The sequence below is a fragment of the Treponema denticola genome, from assembly GCF_024400535.1.
Lineage (GTDB): Bacteria > Spirochaetota > Spirochaetia > Treponematales > Treponemataceae > Treponema_B > Treponema_B denticola_C.
On sequence record NZ_CP038800.1, the window covers coordinates 1331561 to 1353719 of the forward strand.

At 38.2% G+C, this 22159-nt stretch carries 19 protein-coding genes; 13 read left to right on the forward strand and 6 right to left on the reverse strand.

The features are described from left to right. The first annotated feature begins 40 nt into the window (after positions 1-40). From E4N78_RS06240 to E4N78_RS06265, 6 genes are read left to right on the forward strand one after another with little or no spacing between them, the layout of a single operon-like run. Complete coding sequence (locus E4N78_RS06240; protein ID WP_255812173.1) at positions 41-1468, forward strand: TldD/PmbA family protein; 1428 nt, start codon at positions 41-43, stop codon at positions 1466-1468. Continuing rightward, a complete protein-coding gene (locus E4N78_RS06245) occupies positions 1468-2766 on the forward strand; it encodes a metallopeptidase TldD-related protein (RefSeq protein ID WP_255812174.1) in 1299 nt (432 codons plus the stop codon). Before E4N78_RS06240 ends, E4N78_RS06245 begins: the two co-directional genes overlap by 1 nt. Positions 2767-2776: 10 nt before the next feature. Next, positions 2777-4324 (forward strand): helicase HerA-like domain-containing protein, encoded by a 1548-nt coding sequence (locus E4N78_RS06250; protein ID WP_255812175.1) that lies wholly within the window; start codon positions 2777-2779, stop codon positions 4322-4324. Positions 4325-4338: 14 nt separating this feature from the next. Beyond that, on the forward strand, positions 4339-4875 hold the full coding sequence (gene lepB, locus E4N78_RS06255) for a signal peptidase I (protein WP_255812176.1): 537 nt from the start codon (positions 4339-4341) through the stop codon (positions 4873-4875). Further along, on the forward strand, positions 4863-6725 hold the full coding sequence (locus tag E4N78_RS06260; protein ID WP_255812177.1) for a penicillin-binding protein: 1863 nt from the start codon (positions 4863-4865) through the stop codon (positions 6723-6725). Before lepB ends, E4N78_RS06260 begins: the two co-directional genes overlap by 13 nt. After that, complete coding sequence (locus tag E4N78_RS06265; protein ID WP_255812178.1) at positions 6706-8631, forward strand: motility associated factor glycosyltransferase family protein; 1926 nt, start codon at positions 6706-6708, stop codon at positions 8629-8631. The genes E4N78_RS06260 and E4N78_RS06265 overlap by 20 nt, the downstream gene beginning before the upstream one ends. Here E4N78_RS06265 and E4N78_RS06270 read toward each other — a convergent pair. Continuing rightward, positions 8621-9115, reverse strand: coding sequence for a CPBP family glutamic-type intramembrane protease (locus E4N78_RS06270; RefSeq protein WP_255812179.1), 495 nt, complete (start codon positions 9113-9115; stop codon positions 8621-8623). The two genes, E4N78_RS06265 and E4N78_RS06270, sit on opposite strands and share 11 nt — an antisense overlap. A gap of 32 nt (positions 9116-9147) precedes the next feature. On the opposite strand from E4N78_RS06270, the gene E4N78_RS06275 reads away from it, so the two are divergent. The 4 genes from E4N78_RS06275 to E4N78_RS06290 are packed head-to-tail and all read left to right on the forward strand — an operon-like array spanning position 9148 to position 13647. Next, on the forward strand, positions 9148-10296 hold the full coding sequence (locus E4N78_RS06275) for a PilZ domain-containing protein (RefSeq protein ID WP_255812180.1): 1149 nt from the start codon (positions 9148-9150) through the stop codon (positions 10294-10296). Further along, positions 10293-11465 carry a hypothetical protein gene (locus tag E4N78_RS06280; RefSeq protein ID WP_255812181.1) on the forward strand — a complete coding sequence of 391 codons (1173 nt, stop codon included), beginning with the start codon at positions 10293-10295 and terminating at the stop codon, positions 11463-11465. The genes E4N78_RS06275 and E4N78_RS06280 overlap by 4 nt, the downstream gene beginning before the upstream one ends. Then, positions 11459-13030, forward strand: coding sequence for a ComEC/Rec2 family competence protein (locus E4N78_RS06285; protein ID WP_255812182.1), 1572 nt, complete (start codon positions 11459-11461; stop codon positions 13028-13030). The genes E4N78_RS06280 and E4N78_RS06285 overlap by 7 nt, the downstream gene beginning before the upstream one ends. Beyond that, positions 13027-13647, forward strand: coding sequence for an IMPACT family protein (locus E4N78_RS06290; protein ID WP_255812183.1), 621 nt, complete (start codon positions 13027-13029; stop codon positions 13645-13647). Before E4N78_RS06285 ends, E4N78_RS06290 begins: the two co-directional genes overlap by 4 nt. On the opposite strand, the gene E4N78_RS06295 is transcribed toward E4N78_RS06290, so the two are convergent. The 5 genes from E4N78_RS06295 to E4N78_RS06315 form a co-directional block, all read right to left on the reverse strand. Further along, positions 13606-14301 carry a FecR family protein gene (locus tag E4N78_RS06295; protein ID WP_255812185.1) on the reverse strand — a complete coding sequence of 232 codons (696 nt, stop codon included), beginning with the start codon at positions 14299-14301 and terminating at the stop codon, positions 13606-13608. The genes E4N78_RS06290 and E4N78_RS06295 overlap by 42 nt on opposite strands. A 74-nt stretch (positions 14302-14375) precedes the next feature. Further along, entirely contained in the window at positions 14376-14522 is a 147-nt protein-coding gene (locus E4N78_RS06300) for a hypothetical protein (RefSeq protein ID WP_255812186.1), read from the reverse strand. Positions 14523-14526: 4 nt separating this feature from the next. After that, entirely contained in the window at positions 14527-15462 is a 936-nt protein-coding gene (locus tag E4N78_RS06305) for an IS110 family RNA-guided transposase (RefSeq protein ID WP_255812187.1), read from the reverse strand. A gap of 403 nt (positions 15463-15865) precedes the next feature. Then, the gene (locus tag E4N78_RS06310) at positions 15866-17035 is read right to left on the reverse strand and encodes a hypothetical protein (RefSeq protein ID WP_255812188.1); all 1170 of its coding nucleotides are present in this window, start codon (positions 17033-17035) and stop codon (positions 15866-15868) included. After that, on the reverse strand, positions 17035-17475 hold the full coding sequence (locus tag E4N78_RS06315) for a hypothetical protein (protein WP_255812189.1): 441 nt from the start codon (positions 17473-17475) through the stop codon (positions 17035-17037). Before E4N78_RS06315 ends, E4N78_RS06310 begins: the two co-directional genes overlap by 1 nt. A gap of 146 nt (positions 17476-17621) precedes the next feature. Here E4N78_RS06315 and E4N78_RS06320 point away from each other — a divergent pair, with 146 nt between their 5' ends. The 3 genes from E4N78_RS06320 (at position 17622) to E4N78_RS06330 (ending at position 22137) form a co-directional block, all read left to right on the forward strand. Beyond that, positions 17622-19385 (forward strand): ATP-binding protein, encoded by a 1764-nt coding sequence (locus E4N78_RS06320; RefSeq protein ID WP_255812190.1) that lies wholly within the window; start codon positions 17622-17624, stop codon positions 19383-19385. A gap of 131 nt (positions 19386-19516) precedes the next feature. After that, the gene (gene nrdR, locus E4N78_RS06325; protein ID WP_255812191.1) at positions 19517-19981 is read left to right on the forward strand and encodes a transcriptional regulator NrdR; all 465 of its coding nucleotides are present in this window, start codon (positions 19517-19519) and stop codon (positions 19979-19981) included. Between the two features lie 29 nt (positions 19982-20010). Then, entirely contained in the window at positions 20011-22137 is a 2127-nt protein-coding gene (locus tag E4N78_RS06330; protein WP_255812192.1) for a ribonucleoside triphosphate reductase, read from the forward strand. The last annotated feature ends 22 nt before the right edge of the window (positions 22138-22159 follow it).

A 22159-nucleotide genomic window follows, 5' to 3' on the forward strand; every position in this document is an offset into this window, starting at 1 on the left:
TTTATTTGAACTTTAAGCCCAATTTGGAGGTATTATAAAGATGAAGCAAATGATGAGTAAGTTTTTAACGGACAGTAAACCTGTCTTAAAAAAACTGATAGAAGAGCTTTCTAAAGAATTTGAATATGTTTCGATTTTGGGGAGTGACTCAAAGGGAAAATCTTATTCGGTACGCAAAACGGCTGTTTCGGTTGGGGATTCTTTTTCGACCGAAAGAGGTTTTGTCTTGCGGGTTTATAATGGTCTGGGATATTCGGAGTATTCTTTCGATGTAATTGATGCCGAAAATATCAAAAAAGAAATCAGGCGTATTGCAAAAACCGATATTGAGTTTTTAAAATCGAAAAACCTTGAAAGAATTAAGTATCCCGTAGTTGAGGAAGAGGCTTTAACAAAAAGCTTTTATGCCGAAGTAAAAGAAAGTTTTGATTCGATGAATGACGAGCAAAAAATAAAAAGGCTTGAATCCGTAATGAAAAAGGGATTTGACTATTGCCCCGAAATGATAGATTTTCAGGTCAGGTATGAAGAGGTTTCCGTTTGCAAAATTTTCCTTTCGCAAAAAAAAGATTTGGAACAGGCCTATGCTTATGCAATTTCTTATCTTATTCCTTATTTAAAAAAGGGCGAGGCTGTAAAGTACAGCTACCAAGCTTTTTCGGGAAACTGCGGCATGGAAATTTTACACAAAGTTGAAGACAATATCAAAAAAAGCATTGATGCAACAAAGGAGCTTTTGGATGCCGAAAGGATTAAGCCGGGAGTTTACGATATTATCTGTAAGCAAAATGTTACGGGCCTTATAGCCCATGAAGCCTTCGGGCACGGGGTCGAGATGGATATGTTCGTTAAAAACCGCGCAAAGGCTAAGGAGTTTATCGGCAAGAAGGTCGCTTCCGAAATTACCGATATGCACGACGGGGCTGCCGCTGCGGAGCAGGTTTCTTCCTATCTTTTTGATGATGAAGGAGTCTTGGCTCAAGATACGCAGATTATCGAAAAAGGAATTTTAAAGCGTGGAATCTGCGACACCCTTTCGGCCTTGAGCTTAGGTATAAAACCAACAGGGAACGGAAAGAGGGAATCCTTTGAACGCAAGGCCTACACCCGAATGACCAACACCTTTTTCAGTACAAAAAAATCTTCCCTCGATGAGATGATAAGGTCCGTAGATTTTGGCTATCTTTTGGACGGCTATTTTAGCGGCATGGAAGACCCTAAAAACTGGGGCATTCAATGTGCGGTCGAAAAGGGATACGAAATAAAGGACGGAAAACTTACAGGCAAAATAGTCGGCCCGATTTTTTTGACCGGCTATGTTCCCGAACTTCTTTCCTCGATTTCTATGATTTCAGGCGATGAAGACTTTGAGCTAGGCGGTTCCGGTTTTTGCGGAAAAGGTTATAAAGAATATGTAAGAACCTCTGCAGGAGGCGGATATATTAAGGCACGGGGGAGACTTGGATAATGAAAGATAAGATAATTTCTATTTTAAAGAATAAAAAAAATATAGACGGATACAGGCTTGTTCTTACAAAGATAAAATCGGGCGAGATGTTTTTGGTAAGGGATAAGATGGATATGAACCGTGCAAAAAATGTTCTTCATACCTCGCTCACGGTTTATAAAGATTTTGAAGAGGCCGGGAAAAAATACAGAGGTTCTGCCGATGTAAGTCTTTCGCCCACAATGGACGAAGAGGAAATAAACAAAAAAATTGAAGAGGCTGCTTTTGCCGCTCAATTTGTTAAAAACGAATGGTATCCTCTTAGCCGTCCTTCTTCCGAAAAGCCCTTTAGTATTTCTTCTTCATTCGATACCGAAAACTTAAATGAAGAATTGGTCAAGATTCAAAAGGCAATTTATAAAAAGCGGGATACGAAGGCCGAAATAAACTCTACCGAAATCTTTATCGACAACATGGAAGTCCAAATAGTAAACTCCGAAGGCGTGGATGTTCGGTTTAAAAAATACAAGGGCTATATCGAAGTTATAACGGATTGTTCTATCGGTAAAGAAGAAGTTGAAATTTACGGAGATAATTCTTTTTCGACTGAAAGTGAAAAGCTCATAGACAATATGGTTTCGGAGCAATTAAAGGAAACTGAAGAAAGGGCTCTCGCCGAAAAGGCCAAGCATCTTAAATCGGTCAATGTAATAATCACAAATACGGCAGCCGCTTCTTTTTTTGACTTTTATATTTCGCAAGCCTCCGCTTCGATGGTTTATACAAAGTCTTCCGCTGCTAAGTTGGGAGAAAACTTTCAAGGAAGCGGGGTAAAAGGAGACAAGGTTAACATCAAGCTCGTTCCCAATATGGCGGGCTCTCCTTATTCCGCTCCCTACGACGGGGACGGTCTTCTTTTAAAAGAGCACGAGCTTTATAAGGACGGCATTGTAAAAACTTACCACGGCTCTATAAAGTTTGCTCATTACTTAAATGTAGAACCCACGGGCAATATAATAAATTTTGAAGTCGGTGCAGGAGCTAAAACGGAAGCCGACCTAAAAAAAGAGCCCTATGTCGAAATATTAACATTTTCCGATTTTTTTCAGGATGAGGTAACCGGAGACTTCGGCGGCGAGTTTAGGCTTGCCCGCTATTTTGACGGAAAGGCTCTGCACATAATAAATAACGGCTCAATTTCGGGAAACATGTTTGATGCCCAAAAACAATTTTACTTTTCAAAGGAAAGGGTGCAACATTCAAATTATTTCGGCCCTAAAAGCATTATGATTCCGAATATGGAAGTCTTGGGAGATTAGGAGGCTTATAATGGAAAAAGGAATTTTTATCGGCGTAGGAGAGAGCAGGGTAGAACTTCTGCCTAATCGTGCAAATAGGCACGGCCTCATTGCGGGGGCTACGGGAACGGGGAAGACTATTACCTTAAAGGTAATTGCAGAGGCTTTTAGCGACATGGGTGTTCCCGTTTTTTTGCCCGATGTAAAGGGAGACTTATGCAGTTTTGCCGAAAAGGGCGAGGCTAATCAAAAAATAAACGAAAGACTTGGCCTTTTGGGGCTTTCCGAATTCGAGTTTAAATCCTATCCTATACGCCTTTGGAGTATCTTAAAAGAAACCGGTCATCCCATCCGCACTACCATATCTGAGATGGGGCCCCTTCTTCTATCCAAACTTTTAAATTTAAACGAGGTTCAAGCAGGTGTTCTAAACATTGCCTTTAGAGTAGCAGATGAGGATGGATTACTTCTTTTGGACATAAAAGACCTAAAATCGATCTTGGTTTATATAGGCGAAAACAGCAAAGACTTAAAGCTTAAATACGGTAATATTTCCGATTCTTCAATAGGAGCAATTCAACGGGCTCTCCTCATTTTGGAAGGAGAGGGTGCCGATAATTTTTTTGCAGAGCCTGCCTTGGAAATTGCCGATTTTTTTAAGCTTACCTCGGACGGGAGGGGCTATATAAACATTTTAAATTCTACGAGCCTTTATCAACGGCCTAATCTTTACTCGACATTTTTGCTTTGGTTTTTGTCCGAGCTTTATGAAAACCTCCCTGAAGCCGGAGACACGGAAAAACCGAAAATCGTTTTCTTTTTTGATGAAGCTCATCTTCTTTTTAATAATTTATCTTCAGTCCTCATCGAAAAGATAGAGACCATGATCAGGCTTATCCGTTCAAAGGGTGTTGCAGTTTTCTTTGTTACGCAAAATCCTGCCGATTTGCCTGAAAGTATTTTAAGCCAGTTGGGAAATAAATTTCAACATGCTCTCAGGGCATTTACTCCCAAGGACCAAAAGGCCATAAAGCTTTCGGCCGAAACTTTCAGGTCTAATCCTAAATTCGATACGGCTAAGGTTCTTACAGAGCTTAAAACGGGTGAAGCCCTTGTTTCCCTCTTACAGGAAGACGGAAGTCCATCTGTAAGTCAAAGGGTTCTGATAGCTCCTCCTAAGAGTAAGATAGGAACCGTAGGAGAGGTAAAACTCAAAGCTATTGTTGAAGAGTCGCCCCTTCTTTATAAGTACAAGGATATAATCGACAGGGAATCCGCCTATGAAATTCTTACGGGCAGGTTTGAAGAAAAGAAGCTTGTTGCCGAAAGAGAACTTGAAGAAAAACGCCTTACTAAGGAGGCCGCTGCAAAGGCAAAAGAAGAGGCGGCCTTAATCAGGGCCGAGAATGCCCGAATACGGGCAGAAAATGCAAGGCGCCGTTTGGAAGAGAGTCAAAATAAAAAACAAAGAAGCGAAGCCGGGAGGCTGGGCCGTGTCTTGGTTGACAGCATGACCCGCACGGTAGGCAGAGAAATTACCCGCGGAGTTTTCGGCTCGATAAAAAAGATGTTTAAGTAGGTTAAGGCTAAAAGGTGTTTAAAAAAACTAAAAGAAAACTCTTTTATTTTTTTTGCTTTATATTTTTTTTTGCTTTTATCAAGGCTTGTGTCTTTGATGTAAAGAAGGTTTCAGGCCCTTCTATGGAGCCTTCTTTAAAGGACGGGGACTGTGTATTTATTTTTAAGTTTGCCTACGGTATAAAACATCCTTTAAATAATAAGTATATTTTCCGTTGGGCAAGGCCTAAAAGCGGCGATATAATCGTGTACCGAAAAGACGGGCATTTTACCGTAAAAAGATGTTTAGGTATTTCGGAAGAACCTATAGAATTTTCTAAAAAATTAGGGTACAATTACGATTATTCGATGAATGTTTCCGGAAAAGATATACCCTTGACGGCTGTACAATTCCGCAATTTAGGCGGTATGTCCGATGAAGAACAAGTGCGGGTTCCGGCGGGTTATGTTTTAGCCTTGGGAGATAATCTAAAAGAGTCTCATGATTCCCGCGATTACGGTTTTGTCCTCGTTGACGGTATTTACGGTAAGGTTTTTATATGGAAGAAGTAGATAGTTTTATTTCAAAGCCCCGGTTTTGGTTTTTTATAAGTCTTGTAATATTGTTCACAGGTTTTCTTATACTCCAATTTGCAAAGTATATGATAATGAAAGAACCTGTAGTTATTACGCCTAAGGTTTCGACCGAAAGGGGGACTATATATGACAGAAATAAAAAAATCCTTGCAGTTCAGACAACTATCTATAATCTTTATGCCGATAAAACCCTTATGAAAAATCCTGCCGAGGCGGCGAAGGTCTTGGCCCCTGTTTTAATGCAAAACGAATCAGACCTCATAGAAAAAATTCAAGATTCCAAATCCAATTTTTTATATTTAAAAAAAAGAATGAGCGAAAGTGAAAAGGATTTGGTTAAAACAATTATAGATGAAAATAAATTAAGCGGTCTTAGGTTTGAATCTGTATTTAACCGAACCTATCCTGAAAATACCTTAGCCTCTACAGTCGTAGGTTTTTTAGGAGATGACGGCAGGGGAAAAACAGGTATTGAATACTCTCTTCAAAATATTCTCTCTCCTCCTCCTGAAACAAAGGGCTATACGGGCAAGGGCTACGATGTTTATTTGAGCATAGACGGAAACATTCAATACATGCTTGAAAAAATTATATCTAAAACGATGGAAGAAACAAAGGCGGAGTCGGCTGTTTTTCTTGCAGTTGATGCAAAGACGGGAGAAATCCTTGCCTATGTAAATTCCCCATCTGCTTCCCTTGCAAATTTTATCGAAAGCACTCCTGAACAGCGTTTTGACCGTCCTGCAAACTATGTTTATGAGCCGGGGTCGGTTTTTAAGATATTTTCTATGGCTGCCTTTTTGGAATTGGGTACTACTAAGGACGGGGATATCTATGACTGCAATGCTCTTTTTGAATTTAACAGACCCAATGTAAAACCCATCACCTGTTTAAAGTCTCATGGAAAGGTAAGCCCCCGCGATATAATCCGCCTTTCCTGTAATGATGCAACTGCCCAGATTGCCGATATTACCGAAAAAAATGCTTTTTATAACAAACTTCGGCTTTTCGGTTTCGGCGAAAAAACAGGTATTACCCTGCCCGGAGAAACGGCCGGAATCTTTTCCTCTCCTCAAAATTGGTCGATTCGTACAAAGCACACAATCGCTATGGGGCAGGAAATAGGAGTTTCCGCATTACAGCTGGTGGAGGCAGCAACAGCTTTTACTAACGGAGGAACAACTTTAAAGCTCTCCCTTATTTCAAAAATAGCGGATAAAAATGAAAACATTGTATATCTTCATAAGCCTACAAGCATAAACAAGGTAATTTCTGAAAAAAATGCCGATCTGCTTTTAAGCTATATGCGAACAGGCTCCATAGAGGGTATAGCTTGGAGGGCATCTATCAACGGTGTTCCTATTGCCGTTAAAACCGGAACAGCTCAGATGGCAAACGAGAAGGGCGGAGGCTACAGTAAAACCGATTTTATTTCAAGCTGTATAGGAATTTTCCCGGCAGATGACCCAAAGATTATTTTGTATACGGCAGTTATAAAACCTGTCGGACAAATATACGGCTCCGTAATTGCCGCTCCTGCAATCTCTGAGGCCTCCAACGAGATTATCGATTATTTGGGCTTAGCCCGTGAAAACGCTCCTACAGTGGAGCATACGGGAAGAATATCTATAACCGATAGTAAATCAATAGTTCTAAAAGATAAGATGCCGGACTTAACGGGAGTTCCAAAAAAACTTTTACTTGAGCTTCTTTTACAAAAAGACTTTTCGGTAAAAATTACAGGTAACGGATATGTCGTCTCTCAAACTCCTCCGCCCGGCACACCTCTTAAAAAAGGAATGAAAATTGAGCTCAATCTCGAATAAAGAAAGCGCCGGCAATCGTGAAATTTTGTACAAGAACCTTTTTTATAATGCGGAACTTTTTACTCGCCGGTTCCCGGAGCTCTCTGCTGCCTTAGGGCTTGACTCCGAAATCGGTATTAAACAATTTGCCGAAAGAATTTCTAAAAGCTATTATCTTGAAGAAACAAAGTTAAAAGGAAAAGATAAAAAGATTTTTACTGCATGCATAAACGGAAAATACATTCATTCAAAATATAATCCTATAAGCGAGGCCGAAAAAAATATCTCCCTTGATTTTTTTGAAGATAAAAAGGCTAAAAGCTCTTGTGTTTTTTACGGTCTTGGTTTGGGCTATACTCAAGAACTTTATGCAAAAAAATATCCTAAATCTTCGCTGATTATAATTGAGCCCGACCTCTTTGTTTTTTTTCTTTTTTTACAAAGCCGTCCTTTGGATGATTTTTTTATGCACGAAAATCTGATTCTTCTTTTAGGCCTTTATCCGAAAGATGTGTTGGATTTTTTTGAAAGCAAATCTTTTTTTGCGCTTCCGATTTTTAAAATTCATTCCTTGATTGATGTAAGTGCTTCTTGGTTTTCAGAGTTTGAAGCCTTAAAAAAACGGAGGAATGAAAAAACAAATTTAAACAAAAATACCTTAAAAAAATTCGGAAAACTTTGGCTTAAAAATTTTTTAAAAAACAAAACACAAGTAGAAAATCTTCCCGGCATCTTGCACCTAAAAAATCTTTTTTATTCTTATCCTTGCATGATAATCGCTGCCGGCCCCGGCTTGGATGACACGATAAATCTTGTAAAGGAAAATGAAGATAAGTTTATAATCATTGCGGCAGATACGGCTGTAAGGGCTTGTCATAGGCATGGCCTAAAACCCGACTTTATTCTTTTAATGGATGCTCAATATTGGAACTATCTTCATCTTGCAGATCTCGACATTTCGGATTCGATTCTTATTACCGAATCTTCCGTATATCCGGCCGTTTTCCGTCTTAAAACAAAAGCCAAGTTTTTATGCACCTCTATGTTTCCCCTTGCTCAATATATAGAAAATCTTATAGGCGAAAAGGGGAAACTTGTTACAGGCGGTTCCGTTGCAACAGCTTGCTGGGATTTTGCAAGAATTTTAGGCTGTCCTGAAATTATTTTTGCAGGCCTCGATTTAGCCTTTTCCGATTTTCAAACCCACTTTAAGGGGAGCCGCTTTGAAGAAGATGTAAATGCTTTTTCAAACAGGTTTTTTCCTTCGGAAACAGCTTCTCATCTGAGTCTTTATTCCGCCTCACCTCAATTAAAAGAAGGCTATGAGGGAAAGGTTTTAAGCGACAAGAGAATGGAGATGTATGCTTGGTGGTTTGAAAGTAAGATTGCAGAATTCCCCGATATTAAAACCTATAAGCTTTTACCGCGGGGCTTAAAAATTCCGAACATGCCTGCTTTAAGCAAGGAGGGATTTTTACTGAAGGCTGATAACTCTTCTTATTCAGCGAAGATAAAAAAGGAAAAACTTAATGCCCTATGTTTCCTTAAAAATACAAATAGATTTAAAGAAAATAAGCGAAGCCTTGACTCTGCAATGAAAGAACTAAAAGCCGATATGGAAACAACAGAAAATATTTCGAAAGAGGCCATGAATATTTGTGAAACTATTTTATCCCTTTTAAAAAGCAAAAAACATATCGAAGAAGATTTTTTTAAAGATAGTATAAAAAAACTGAACCTTATCGATGAAAAAATTAAAACCGATAAGACAAACGCAATAATCGGTTTTGATCTTTTGTTGAGAGAAGATAGCGGAAAGGAATCTGGGCCTAATGCTAAGCAGCCGATTTCCGTTTATGAAGAAAATCTTTTGCTCTATAAGAAAATATATGAAGTATGTTCAGCCCTTACAGGATTTAATTTCTAAATATAAAAAAATAAACAATTCCGTTATGAAACGAATGTATCAATATTATACAAAGAGCTGCCGCTATAAAAGCTGTTTTTTTCTCCCGTTTGGATTCAATATTTTTTTTGATTATAATATATAAAAGTCTAAAAATAATGCCTGCTGCCATAGCATAAAGCACATTAAAAGAACCCATGTAGCGGTGAGCAAAGGCAAAACAAAGTATGGGAAAAACTTCAGAGCTTAAAAAGCATGATTTAAAGAATCCGGAATTTTCTCCATAAAAGCTTTTTATCCTAAAGGGTAGGTATATGCGGTATAGAATTTCTTCATAAGATGCCAAAAAAACTATTTTTCCCATAAAGGCAAGTATATTAAAAAATCCTTCCGGCTTAGAAGGGAGGGTAAAATTGCCTGTATTTAAGATTGGAGGAAGCACAAAAATGCTAAAAATAAAGATAAATTCCAATAAAATTCTTATAGTCTTCTTATCAAAATGCATAATTTATGCTATTATAACACAAAGCGGTAAATATGTATATTATAATTATTTGTGCAGTTTTGTTTCTTTCACTGATAGCGTTCTCCTTTACTTTCCCGGGCAGAAAGGCCTTGGATTTTTTGAGGTTTTTTGTTGAAGGTAAGGATAAGGGCTTTTTATTTTCTAATCTTTTTTTATTGTGGCGTACTGCGAACTATGTAAGGCTTGAAGATAAAACGCGTCTTTTTTGGTCGGTAGCAGCCTTGGATGAATGTATCCGTTTTATCGCCCGTCAAGTTGAAAATCCTATGGATTCCGCTATCTCTGAAAAAATGCAGGTTTTGCTTAATAAACTTTATGATTATCGCACAAAAATAGAATTGGAAGAAGTTCAAAAAAAACGAAGTTTAGAGTCCACTCATGAAATTTATGTCGGACAGATTTGTATTATATTTGTTGCCGGTGAAACAACTGTATATGCTAAAATTATGGCTAACACAAAAGATTACTTGGTTTTTGCTCTTTTTGATGCTTCTGCACAGCGTGCAGAGAAGATAAATTGGCAGGGAAAGGCTGTAAGAGTTTACTTTTGGAAACAAAATGACGCAGGATATATTTTTACTTCGGAATCCGTTAAAGCTAAAAAAATCGGAGACCATACGGAAATCTATATTAAACACTCAAAAAAAATAGTCCGTACCCAAAAACGAAAATCCGTAAGAGCCTCCTGTGATCTTCAAGGTTTAATGTTTCCTCTTCATGCAGGAGATCCTTATAATTCCAATTATGAAACTGAAGGAGGGGTAAAAACTAATATAAAGGACTTATCTGAAACCGGAGCAATGTTCTATGTGCGCGGAAAAGCTGCAAAAGGTATAAGAATGAAACTTCAGTTTCAGCTTAAGAATGTTGAGATTGTCATGTGCGGAAAAATAGTACGCTTTATTTATGATCAGCCCCTTAATAAATCTCGGGTACATTTTAAATGTGAATTCTTAGATCAAAAAATGAAAAATACCATACTTTCATATATATATAATATTGCTACCGGCGATAATAATGGGTTTATAAATCATCTTTTAGACGATACAGCTTCAAAGGATGATAAAGAAAAAAACGGCAAAGACTCTGCTTTAGAGGAGAGTGCAGCTCAAGTTCCATTTGGATTATATGATTTTGCAGAAGGTGAAGGTTCTATATGAAAAAAATATTTTTAATTATAATTTGTCTACTATGTTCTTTTTCTGCCGTTGCGGTAAGCCAGGATCAGCTTTTAAGTCTTCGCAGAGATTTTATTAGCGCAGGAATTGATGTAAAGCTTGTTATTTTACGCTCAACTCTGGAATCCGATGATGAAGGCTTAATTCCGCTATATAAAGATGCCGTTGAATATATAAAAAATTCTTATTCAATATTAAAAAACGATACCCGCTTGCTGAATATAGGAATAATTGCAGTCAGCAAGCTTGGAGAATTAGGTGAGCTGAAATCGGCTCCAAATATACGTTATTTGTTTTCTACAGTTGAAAATGAGGATTTTCAAATTGCGTGTTTAAGAAGTTTAAGTAAGCTTGTCAAAAATGATTCTGTCTTTATCGATTATTTAAACTCTCTTTATGAAGACGGATTATCCGGTCTCGTTTCAGGTAAGACATTTAATATAAATATCTTGACCGTTTATGCTGAGGTTTTAGGCAATTTTGCCGATCCGTCTTCGTTTAATGTTTTATTTAATACCCTGTTTTATCCTGTAAGCACTAATTTAAAAAATACCGTCAAAACAGCATTAAATAATATTTCTTTTAATTATTTTGATGAAATTTTAGCCAAAACAGGTCAAAAAAATATACAATATATATGGACACTGTATTTATTGGCAAAAGAGAATAAGCGTATTGAAAGTGCCGAGTTGGGTAAAATTACTGAGCTTGTAATTGATTACGGCCTTAAAAATCTAAAAGGCTATGATTTTCAAGATGCGGAAAATTTGATTGCCGAAACCTTGCCCGTTTTATCTGAATTAAAATGGAGTAAGGCATCGCCGCAAGTAAATAAATTTTTCTATTATGCTCAAAGTTTACGCAAATCAGCTGATAGGGGAAATGAGCTGCTTATTTCGATAATCGATTGTATGGGAAATTTGGGTACAATCGAATGTTCTCAAAATTTGTCAATATTTTTAGGTGTGTTAAATTCGGAAACCGAAAAAACAAAGCAATACGATGAGCCCTTAGTGCTCAGTGTAATTACGGCTTTGAGAAAGCTTGGAGATAAAACCGCATTTGACTATCTATTGTATATTGAATATTTAAACTATTCTGAAACGGTTAAACAAGCTTCTCGAGATGCCATAGAGGAGTTAAAGTGGTAAATGAGAAAAAATTAAAAAATTTTCACAATCTTTTTGTTTTAAAACCGATTGTCGTATCTGCACTAGCTGCAGTTTTAACATTTTATTTTTTTTGCTTTATTGAGCCGTATTTTGACGGGTTTCTATTGCGCATTATCTTAATTTTTTTTATTTTATTTTCTTTTGTACTTTTTTTGACCTTTTTTTTCTTAAAAAATAAGGTTAAGCTTATTTTTGCTGGTTTTGTTATAGGATCTATTGCTGTCTTACGCCTTATTTTTATATATGCCGCCCCATTGACTCTTGCAGAAGTAAATAATGTTGAAAGCCTTCAAGCTGAGCTTACGGGAGAAGCCTATCCTGCAGGTGATAAATACTATGCTGCAAATGCTAAACTTATATCCTTATCTTATAAAAACGGAGCTAAATTCTCAGCAAAGGGGAATATAAAAATATTTTTTCCTTCTGACATGATATTGCAAAATAATGCTTTTGGTATTTCGACCTACAAGGTCGTCTATAAGGCCGGTTCAAGAAAAGAAGCTTTACATAATTTTTCTAAGGGTGTAATATTTGAAGCTTCAGGCCGTTTCGGAGAAAAGAAAAACGGTGTGAGCCCCTTGGCCTTTTTTGGAGACAAATTCGTTCCCGAATTTTTAGGCTGGAGATCGGCCGTTTTAAGATTCAGGGCTTTGTTGCGGTTTTATCTGATGAGATTATTGTCAGGGTGGGGGAGTGCAGGTGCCTTGCTTTTAGCCCTCCTTTCTGCAAACAGGGATTTTTTGATTTTTCCTGTTTCGGAAGCCTTTAAAAATGCAGGACTTGCTCATGTCTTGGCTCTTTCCGGTATGCATGTTTCTTTGGTAAGCTTAACTGCGGTTCAAATGGGAACAATATTCGGAAAAAAAAGCCTCGCGATAAAGTTTTCTCTCATTTCGATTATACTTTTTGTTTGGTTTGCAGGAGCGGCGCCATCTTTAAACCGTGCTCTCGGCATGATGATTTTAATTATTATAGGAAAGTCTTTGGGTCTTCAGCCTCAGATGATTTCTGTTTTATGTACGATGCTTATTTTTCATATTGCCGTAAAGCCTGATGATGCCCTAAGTCTCGGCTTTATGCTTTCTTACGGAGCCTTGGCCGGTATACTACTTTTTGGAAGTGCAGTACATGATATCTTAAACGGAAAAATACCTCCTAAAATATTGGGAAGTTTTTCGGCCTCAATAAGAGCTCAAACCTTTACCGCTCCAATTGTAATAAGCAAAATAGGAGTTCTGGTACCCGTAGGTATAATTGCCTCTGTTATTGTAAGTCCCCTGATATCTGCCTTTTTAATCTTAGGCCTAGGGGCAATTTTTATTTCTCTTTTATTCCCATTTACCGGCTTTATTTTTTCTTACTTTTTAAATGGTTTTTATAACTTGATATTTTTTATTATTCGAATTTTTGCCCTTTTTCCTCTGATGACGGCAGACTCTTTTTTTGATTGCTTGACTTTTGCGATACTCCCCTTTACGGCCGGTCTAATTTCTATGTTTTATGCTGATAGAAAATTAAAACGAAGAGAGAATCTTTTAAAATGAAAGTTTTAATGCAATATGCTTCAAGTGAGCTCAACGTAAAAAACTCAAGATTTTTAGCCGAAATTTTTCCTATAAATTCGGCAGCTGAAGCTAGAGATCTTTTAAAAAGCCAAAAGGAGAAATATGAAGATGCCCGTCATGTAGTCCATGCCTTTGTTGCGGGCGAAAACGGAGAAGTCTTAGGCTGTTCCGATGACGGTGAACCTTCGGGAACAGCAGGCAGACCGGCTCTTGCAGTGCTCAAGGGTTCAGGAATCACAAACATAATGCTTACAATTACACGCTGGTTCGGCGGCACCCTTTTGGGAACGGGCGGTTTGGTAAAAGCTTATTCTGATTCTGCAAAACTTGTATTAACCGAGGCTGTAACCGAAGAGCTTATCAAAAAAGAGCCTTTTCAATTTGAATGTTCTTATTCCGAGTGGAAAAATTTAAAACGCGGTCTTGATGAATTTTCGGTTGAAATGTTACAAGCCGATTACGGTGAAAAAGTAACAATAAACGGTCAAATTCCTTTAGATAAAAGAACACCCTTTGAAGCTTTTATAAAAAATACTTCAAAGGGCGGTATAAGTTTAGTCTTCCCAACCTATACTCAAAGAGATTGCAGAAACTGAAGCTGCTATATTCATTGCTTCTTCAATGCTGAGGGATTGGTTAGTAAGCGTTTGAAAGTTAGCTTCCGCTTCAGCCAGAGTTTTTACAGACTCCGATAAAACCTCATTGGCTTTAATGTTTTGAGCTGGGGTTACCATACCTGTATCGCTTATAATAACGGAGTCTCCGATATTTACCCTTGTTTCAATTCCATCGTTATTGACATAGGACCATGATCCGCTTGTTCCGATTAAAAGGCCGTCAGAGCCGATCTCGCCGGATGTTCCTCGGACAGAAGCCGTTGCAACAGGTGTTTTTACCTTAAACTCAACCTTTTTTGTTGACGCCGGTTTTACATCGGCTTTTACTGAACCTACATTTAAATAGACTTCTGAAGAAACGGTTTCATTCTTTTCGGCAATTTCTTCAATTGTAAGTCTTGTCATAGGTTTAACCGTAATAACGGAACCGTCAATCTTTAAAGTCAGTTCGGATTTAAATCCTGTTGAAATCGTAAGTCCCGATGTTATTTTGTTTCCTGCCTTTGCAGGAATCCATTTTCCGCCTTGCTTTATTTCAGCCTTTCCCTTGACTACAACAACCTCCCCGCTAATCGCTAAAAGCGGAGTTAAAATAAAGCAAACCAAACTAATAATAAAAAATACCTTTTTCATCTTTTTCTCCCATAAAAAGTCAACAAACAAAATCGACTTTCTTAAAAAAAATTAAAATAGATGGCAGATAAAAATTAAACTGCAAGATTCATACGGTTGTATGTTCCTTTCATCTTTTCACAGTCAAAATCTTCTTTATTGCTGAGCATTGCCCATACAATCTCTGCCAACTTCCTCGCAGCGGCTATGATTGACTTTCCGCTGCCCTTATGTGTTTTCATATATTCATAACGCTGCATTAAACGCCAACAGGCAGTATCTTTGCAACGTCTTATACCCATTACCAATTGTACAAAGCTCACTCTTAATTCCTGCGGGCCTCGCTTCGTAATTTTCCATGCCTAATACTTTCATTAGAATCAGACACCCATGGAACAAGTCCGCAAAGGCTGCATATTTTTTTGCACTTGCAAACCTTCCCATATCCTCAGTATAGGCTCTTATGGTCCATGCCGTTATCTTTCCACAACCTCGTATACTCAAAAGACGATTTACCATTTGATCATCCTTTGTCAATTCTGTAAGTTGTTTTTCTATTATCTTGACACTTTCTTCCATTTGCCTTATAATTTCAAACATCAGTTGTACTGATTGTGCCTCGAGCACGTTGTCGTTATTCGACTCAAGGACGTCCAGAACTTTCTGGCGTCCTTTTTTACTTTGCAGGCTCCGGCTTTCATCTTTTAGCCCCATGCTTACCAAAAGAGCATGCACTTCATTCTTTTGTCCCACTATAGAGCGAACCAATCTTTCTCTCGACTTTAAAAGACGTCTGATATTCTCCGTTTCTTTACTGCAAAGATAGCTTTCAGGCAGCATGTCTTTTGATAGAAACTCTGAAATTGTACAAGCATCATGCTTATCCGTTTTTTTAGCAGATTCGGTTATAACCTTGAACCTCAAAGTATTTATGACTGTAACTTCTGCTCCTGCCTTTTCTACCTCGTGTTTGAAAAAACGGGTGTTCCCTGTTGATTCAACTCCAATTTTTACAACAGCTCCGATTTCTTTGTAAGCTTTTATTCTTGTCATAAAGTCGGCATAACCTTTGTCATCAGTTTTATATTGTCTTATCTGATTTAGGGTTTCAGACCTTTCTTCCGTTCTTACATGAACTGTAAACTGTGTTTTGTGCAAATCCACACCAATAAAAAATGTCATTTCGACCTCCCTCCCTTTGTGTTTCAGCGGAAAGTCTTTTCGGTAATATATTCCAATCTCCCATTCAGTCTTTAACGACTACTGTATGATGCGGCAAAAGCTCTTCATTCTCCCATTCGGAGGTCATTGCCTCCACTAAACATGACGAACTATTGCCTGGTTTCCACTGAACTTCTTTTTAGTTCAGTTTATCACATTACCGTTTGTTTGTTTACTATTTTATCATACCTCCTATAAAAACTTTTTATAGCAAATATCAATTTGCGAAAAAAGTGTTTTCAAGTGTGTGCCGGAAAGCACACACATATAATAATGCGATGTTTTGTGCAAAGCACAAAACTCGTCAGATAAACAGTGAGGCAGAATTCCTGCCGAGCTGTTTATCATATCTCCTATAAAAATCTTAGAAGGAAATTATACCCTTTAAACCAAATCGGGCATTAACATTTCCATTTTTTGTTATGAACATACCTAGGTCACCGCTTACTGCTATATCTTGCAGTATTGCGTAATTTACCGATGTTGCCCATTCAAACCCTTTCAGAAAGTCATTTCCCTTGGCTTGAGGCGATCCATGAGTTATAATATTGAATTCCGAATTTAAGAATAGATCGGTTATAGGCTTGATGCTCCCATTTAATCCGATTTTTAATAAATCACTATTTTCAATAAATCCCACTTTTGAAGCATTTGAAAGTGTAAAAGATTTAAATGCCAGTTCTCCTCCTGAAAACCATTGAGTTTTTAAGCCTACTTTTGAACTATACTTTTCAAAATAGTAGTTAATTTCTCCCGATAGAAAAAAACCTATTTGAGGATCTTTTTTGTTATTCCTTGTTATGATTGAAGCCGACGCTGAGGTAAGATAAAAAAGATTTTTCACTATAGGTCCGTTTACCGATATGGAGACATAATTGTTCGTTGCCTTTGGATTTTGTGTTGCAATGAACGAGTTTAAATCAATGTCAATTGCATGACGCAATGATTGAAAAGGAATATGAAACAAAGCGGATATATGGACAAAAGACGGTGCAAGATTGTAAATTTTTGTTTGTTCCTTTGATTTTGATATTGACATTATGCCCGCAACATTGGTGGGATTTATATAGGCGTTTAAGAGCCCCGTATATCCTAAGTTAAAATATGTTGAAAAATTAGTTTTTTTGTATGCTATATATACACCATCGATGTTTTGATTTAAAATTACAGCTGTTATATCAGAAATATTGTACCTGCCGGCATCAATGGTCAAACTGTCATTACCTATGGGAAATAGGAACGAGAATTTGAGCATATCCAAATTAAGAATATGATCTAAATCCAGTTTTCCATCAGGTTTTATAGTTTTTTTTAAATTAAACAAATATGAAGACTGAATAGCAAAATTATAATTTCCTTCTTTATCAATATTTTGTTTAGCCCAAAGAGATAGGCTATCGAAATGAGATAAATTTATTTTGTCTTTGCTAAGGTCAAATCCGAGTCCTGTTTTAAAAACTCCGCCTCCTTCAAAGGCTGAAATGTTTAATGCAATAGCTAAAAACAAAGATATAAATAACTTTACTTTTTTCATTATCTATCCTCCTTAGGCATTATTTTGGCCAATAGATTAATTGCGGTAAACGGCGTAATATGTGAAGACGGAACCGTTTTATGGGGAATCAGCTTCATTGTTTTAAGCTGTCTAAAAGCGTAGTGCGGATTTTTTGCAATCCCATACCATAAGCCATGCTTTATAGAAGAATACTGCAAAGCCAAGTTAGAAAATTCATCAAACCTTATCGGCTCATCATGTTTTTTATTTTCAAACATTTTAAGGTCCTTAAATTTATCGAAAGCAGCCTGATAAGAATCGGTATCATTAACCTCGCTGGTTGCTGTTCCTACAAGGTAACAAGCCTGTCCTATTGTCAAAGTTTTAGCCTGCAAAATCTCATCCACCTTTTCTGCTGATTGAGCAAAAAGAATTGCTCCAATAACTAAATATATAAGAATTGTTGATATTTTTTTCATACCGCCTCCTGTTATCACAGTTTTACTTATATAAAGTATATCACAAAAAATAGAAAACAACAATCAAAATATAAAAAAAATGAAATTATTTTCTTCTTGAAATTTTATTTTTTTTGTTGTATGGTGATTATAAGGCGGGAGGGATTATGGCAGCGGGAAAACAGCTGATTAAAGAAAATAGTGCCTATATAGATATTTTGCCGGAATGGGCTCAGGAGCTTTCCAGAAAATATTGCTCAAAAACGGCAAACCTTTACTTTGTACATGGAAATATAAGGGATTTTTTACCCCATCAAATAACCGAATACGGACATAATTTTTTATTTGTAAAAATAAGGGACTATATTTCCGAAGTTTTATTTGGAAATCAGGATATAATAGTGTACTACGATAAGTCGGGCGGTATTTCTTTTTGTACTTCCGATATGGAAAGAGCTTATCTTGAGACAATGCATACGACTTATCCTGATGTACCTCCCGAAAACTTTTTATCCCGCGATCCTGAGGAGGCTTTTTCTTACCTTGAAAGGTATTTTGTTCTAAATTTCGGCAAGAATTTGAGGATTGTTCTTATCGTAGATTATGCCGAAACCATAATTCCTGCCGATGAGATCGGAAATTTGGATGAAACCGATAGGTACTGTCTTGTTACCCTAAACAGATGGTCCCATGAGCCTTCTTTTACTCGGGAAGATATCTCGATAATAATGCTTACCGAAAACCTGACAGACCTAAATCCCCGCCTTACAGCTTCTCCTTCTACAATAAAGGTGCGTATTCCCCTGCCTGATGCAGCCGTAAGGGTTAATTTTTTAGAACATTTAAGACGTACCGAGGAAATCCTTTTAGCCGAGCGGGGCTTGAGTCCTGAAAGAATGGGCGCTTTAACCTCCGGTTTAAACCTATTAAATCTCTACCAGCTTGTAGGAGAGTCTTATCAGGACGACAAGCCTATAAGTTTGGATTATTTGGCAACCAAAAAAAGGGAAATTATCGAAAATGAGGCCGGAGGCCTCTTGGAATTTATAGATACGGATTATGACCTATCCCTTGTTTCAGGTCATGACTTTGTAAAAAAACGCTTTAAAATTGCGGCAAAGGCTTTAAAGGCTGCCCGAACCGATGTTCTTCCTATGGGCTATCTTATTTCCGGGCCTATAGGCACAGGGAAAACATTTATAGTGTCGGCCTTTGCGGGCGAAATAGGTATTCCTATGGTGCGTTTACGCAATTTCCGCTCCCAATGGCAGGGAGCAACCGAATCGAATCTTGAAAAAGTGCTGAATATTTTGAGGGCTATGTCGCCTGTGGCTGTGATGATAGATGAGGCCGATGTTGTGCTCGGAAACCGCACCGCTAACGATATATCCGGTACTTCGGGACGGGTTTTTGCTCAAATAGCAAATTTTATGGGAAATACGGCTTATAGGGGAAAGATAATCTGGTTTTTGATTACCTGCCGCCCCGACCTGATTCCCGTCGACTTAAAAAGACAGGGCAGGGCCGAAGAACATCTGGCTCTTTTTTACCCCGAAACCGATGCCGAAAGGCTCGACCTTTTTGAAACCCTTCAAAGAAAGCTCCGCATCAAGCTCCATGATGTAAATTTAAATTCGATAATAAAAAAGATTAAATTCGATGTATCCGGTGCGGATATAGAAGCTATTTTAGTGCGTGCTAAGATGAATGCCACTGTAGAAGGCAGGGCAATGGTTATACAAAAGGACTTGGAAGAAACTATAGCTGACTTTATTCCGCCTTCTTATCCTTATGAGATAGAGCTGCAAAACCTTGTTGCAGCAATTGAATGTACAAGCAAGGAGATGGTTCCGAAAAAGTATCAATCTATGCAGCGCTCTGCCATGTCCTCGGAAATTTTCGAGATAAAGCAGCTTTTAGGCGAAAAATAATTTATAAAGTGAAAAATAATCAAATATCGGCTTGACACGCTATATATAGTGTGTTATTCTGTAGTGTATAATTAGATACGCTATTTTTGGGAGGGAAGGATGCCGGCTTTTAGGCATCCTGTAAATAAAATATGAGATGTCCGCATTGCGGAAGCTGCGATGATAAGGTTATGGAATCAAGAACTCTGGCTCAAGGGGACTGTATACGCAGAAGAAGGGAATGTCTTGCCTGCGGATACCGCTTTACAAGCTATGAGCATATTGAAGAAAAACCCTTTATGGTTATCAAAAAGGACGGCCGCAGGGAACCCTTTGACCGTAAAAAGCTTGAAAAAGGTATTGAAAGAGCCCTTGAAAAGAGGCCTGTTTCATCAAATATAATTGAAAATATAGTAAGTGAAATTGAAGATCAGGCTATTTTAAATTCAGGCCTTAACAAAGAAATAGAAACTACTGTTTTAGGCGAAATGGTTTTATCTCATTTATATTCCGTAGATAAGGTAGCATATATTCGCTTTGCCTCCGTTTATAAGCAATTCAGCAACTTAGATGAATTTGTTAGTGAGGTAAAGAAGGTTCGAAAAATAACTAAATAATGTAAATAAATTGGGAGGTATTAAAAGTTATGGAGGAAAAAAGTACAAATCAAACGGTTTTTCCTGAATGGAAGTCCTTTTTAGGGACAATGGAGAAGGCAAAGCCTGAAATCTTGCGCTCGGTAGTAAAGCGCTCAGGAGAAATTGAGGCGTATAATCGTAAAAAAATAGAAAAAGCTATTAATAAGGCTATAACCGCAGTTGAAGGCAGTCCCAACGATGAAAAGGCTGTGTTTTTAACCGATAAGGTCGAAGAAAAGCTTAAAAATATTATGGCATCCCGTTATGCCCATTCTATTCCGGCAATAGAAGAGATTCAGGATGTTGTAGAGCTTGTTTTAATTGAACAGCAGGAAGCCCGTCTTGCAAAGGCCTATATCCTGTACAGGGCAAAGAGGGAGGCCGTACGGGATGCAGAAAGCCTCATGCTGAATATAAACAGCACCATGGACGGCTATTTAAGCCAATCCGACTGGCGCGTAAAAGAAAATGCCAACGTAAACTTTTCTTTAGGCGGTCTTATTCTTCATAACTCCGGTACTATTACGGCAAATTATTGGCTTAAAAATATTTATACACCGGCTATTGCCGAAGCCCATATAACGGCAGCCTTTCATATTCATGACCTTTCAATGTTTTCAGGCTACTGTGCAGGCTGGTCCCTTAGGCAGCTTATCCACGAAGGTTTGGGCGGGGTTCCTGATAAGATTACCTCAAAGCCGCCTAAGCATTTGTCGACCCTTATTCAGCAGATAGTCAACTTTTTAGGCATTATGCAGAACGAGTGGGCCGGAGCTCAAGCCTTCAGCTCCTTTGACACATATTTGGCTCCCTTTGTAAAAAAAGATAATATGAGTGAAGCCAACGTAAAACAGTGCCTTCAAAGCTTCGTTTACGGTGTAAACACTCCCAGCCGCTGGGGCTCTCAGGCTCCCTTTACGAATATAACCTTGGACTGGGTATGTCCGCCCGACCTTGCAAACCAAAAGGCTGTTGTCGGCGGAGAAACACAGGATTTTACATACGGCGACTGTCAAAAAGAAATGGATATGATAAATAAGCTCTTTATTGAGCTTATGCTTGAAGGAGATGCCGCAGGACGCGGTTTCCAATATCCAATTCCCACTTACAATATAACCTCCGATTTTGACTGGTCAAGTCCGAATGCAAAACTGCTTTTTGAGATGACTGCCCGATACGGTACACCCTATTTTCAAAACTTTATAAATTCCGACCTAAATCCCGGGGATGTGCGTTCCATGTGCTGCCGTCTTCAACTCGATAAAAGGGAATTGCGTAAAAGAGGAGGAGGCCTTTTCGGCTCCGATGAGTTTACGGGTTCCATAGGGGTAGTTACGATAAACATGCCTCAAATCGGGTACCTGTCAAAAACCGAAAAGGACTACTTTGACCGCTTGGACTACCTCATGGACATCGCAAAGCAAAGCCTTGAGATAAAGCGGAAGGTAATCGAAAAGCTCTTGGAGGGCGGCCTTTTCCCGTATACAAAGAGGTATTTACATCATTTAAACAATCACTTTTCGACTATAGGAATTTGCGGTATGAACGAGTCCTGCCTAAACTTTTTAGGCGAGGATATTGTAAGCCCTAGGGGAAAGGCTTTTGCCGAAAAGGTATTAACCTATATGAGAAACCGCCTTGCCGACTTCCAAGAAGAAACCGGCAGCTTATTCAATCTTGAAGCAACTCCGGCTGAAAGTACTTCTTACAGACTGGCTCGCCACGATAAAAATCAGTTCCCCGATATAATAAGTTCGGGAGATGCCGAGCCTTATTACACCAACTCAAGCCAGCTTCCCGTTGCCTATACTACCGATGTTTTTGAAGCCTTGGATCATCAAGAAAGTTTACAGCGTAAGTATACGGGAGGTACGGTTTTTCACATATTCTTGGGTGAATCTATCAAGGATTGGGAATCTTGCAGGGATTTGGTTAAGGCTGTTGCAAACAATTACCGTATTCCCTATTTTTCGGTTTCGCCTACATTTTCGATATGTCCTGTTCACGGCTATCTTGAGGGCGAGCATTTTGAGTGCCCTTATTGCAAGCGTGAAAAACAGGCAAAACTTGAACTGAAACTGGCCGAGCTTGAAAAAGAAAGGGCTGAGGTCTTGAATGCTTCTTCTAAAATTTAAGGTTTTTAGAAGAAATGTTAAA

Coding starts and splice junctions, on each gene's coding strand:
- E4N78_RS06295 (WP_255812185.1), bottom strand. CDS start 14,301: ATGAAAAAGGTATTTTTTATTATTAGTTTGGTTTGCTTTATTTTAACT.
- E4N78_RS06275 (WP_255812180.1), top strand. CDS start 9,148: ATGTATATTATAATTATTTGTGCAGTTTTGTTTCTTTCACTGATAGCG.
- E4N78_RS06245 (WP_255812174.1), top strand. CDS start 1,468: ATGAAAGATAAGATAATTTCTATTTTAAAGAATAAAAAAAATATAGAC.
- E4N78_RS06270 (WP_255812179.1), bottom strand. CDS start 9,115: ATGCATTTTGATAAGAAGACTATAAGAATTTTATTGGAATTTATCTTT.
- E4N78_RS06240 (WP_255812173.1), top strand. CDS start 41: ATGAAGCAAATGATGAGTAAGTTTTTAACGGACAGTAAACCTGTCTTA.
- E4N78_RS06330 (WP_255812192.1), top strand. CDS start 20,011: ATGGAGGAAAAAAGTACAAATCAAACGGTTTTTCCTGAATGGAAGTCC.
- E4N78_RS06280 (WP_255812181.1), top strand. CDS start 10,293: ATGAAAAAAATATTTTTAATTATAATTTGTCTACTATGTTCTTTTTCT.
- E4N78_RS06315 (WP_255812189.1), bottom strand. CDS start 17,475: ATGAAAAAAATATCAACAATTCTTATATATTTAGTTATTGGAGCAATT.
- E4N78_RS06300 (WP_255812186.1), bottom strand. CDS start 14,522: ATGAAAACACATAAGGGCAGCGGAAAGTCAATCATAGCCGCTGCGAGG.
- E4N78_RS06260 (WP_255812177.1), top strand. CDS start 4,863: ATGGAAGAAGTAGATAGTTTTATTTCAAAGCCCCGGTTTTGGTTTTTT.
- E4N78_RS06320 (WP_255812190.1), top strand. CDS start 17,622: ATGGCAGCGGGAAAACAGCTGATTAAAGAAAATAGTGCCTATATAGAT.
- E4N78_RS06290 (WP_255812183.1), top strand. CDS start 13,027: ATGAAAGTTTTAATGCAATATGCTTCAAGTGAGCTCAACGTAAAAAAC.
- E4N78_RS06250 (WP_255812175.1), top strand. CDS start 2,777: ATGGAAAAAGGAATTTTTATCGGCGTAGGAGAGAGCAGGGTAGAACTT.
- E4N78_RS06310 (WP_255812188.1), bottom strand. CDS start 17,035: ATGAAAAAAGTAAAGTTATTTATATCTTTGTTTTTAGCTATTGCATTA.
- E4N78_RS06305 (WP_255812187.1), bottom strand. CDS start 15,462: ATGACATTTTTTATTGGTGTGGATTTGCACAAAACACAGTTTACAGTT.
- nrdR (WP_255812191.1), top strand. CDS start 19,517: ATGAGATGTCCGCATTGCGGAAGCTGCGATGATAAGGTTATGGAATCA.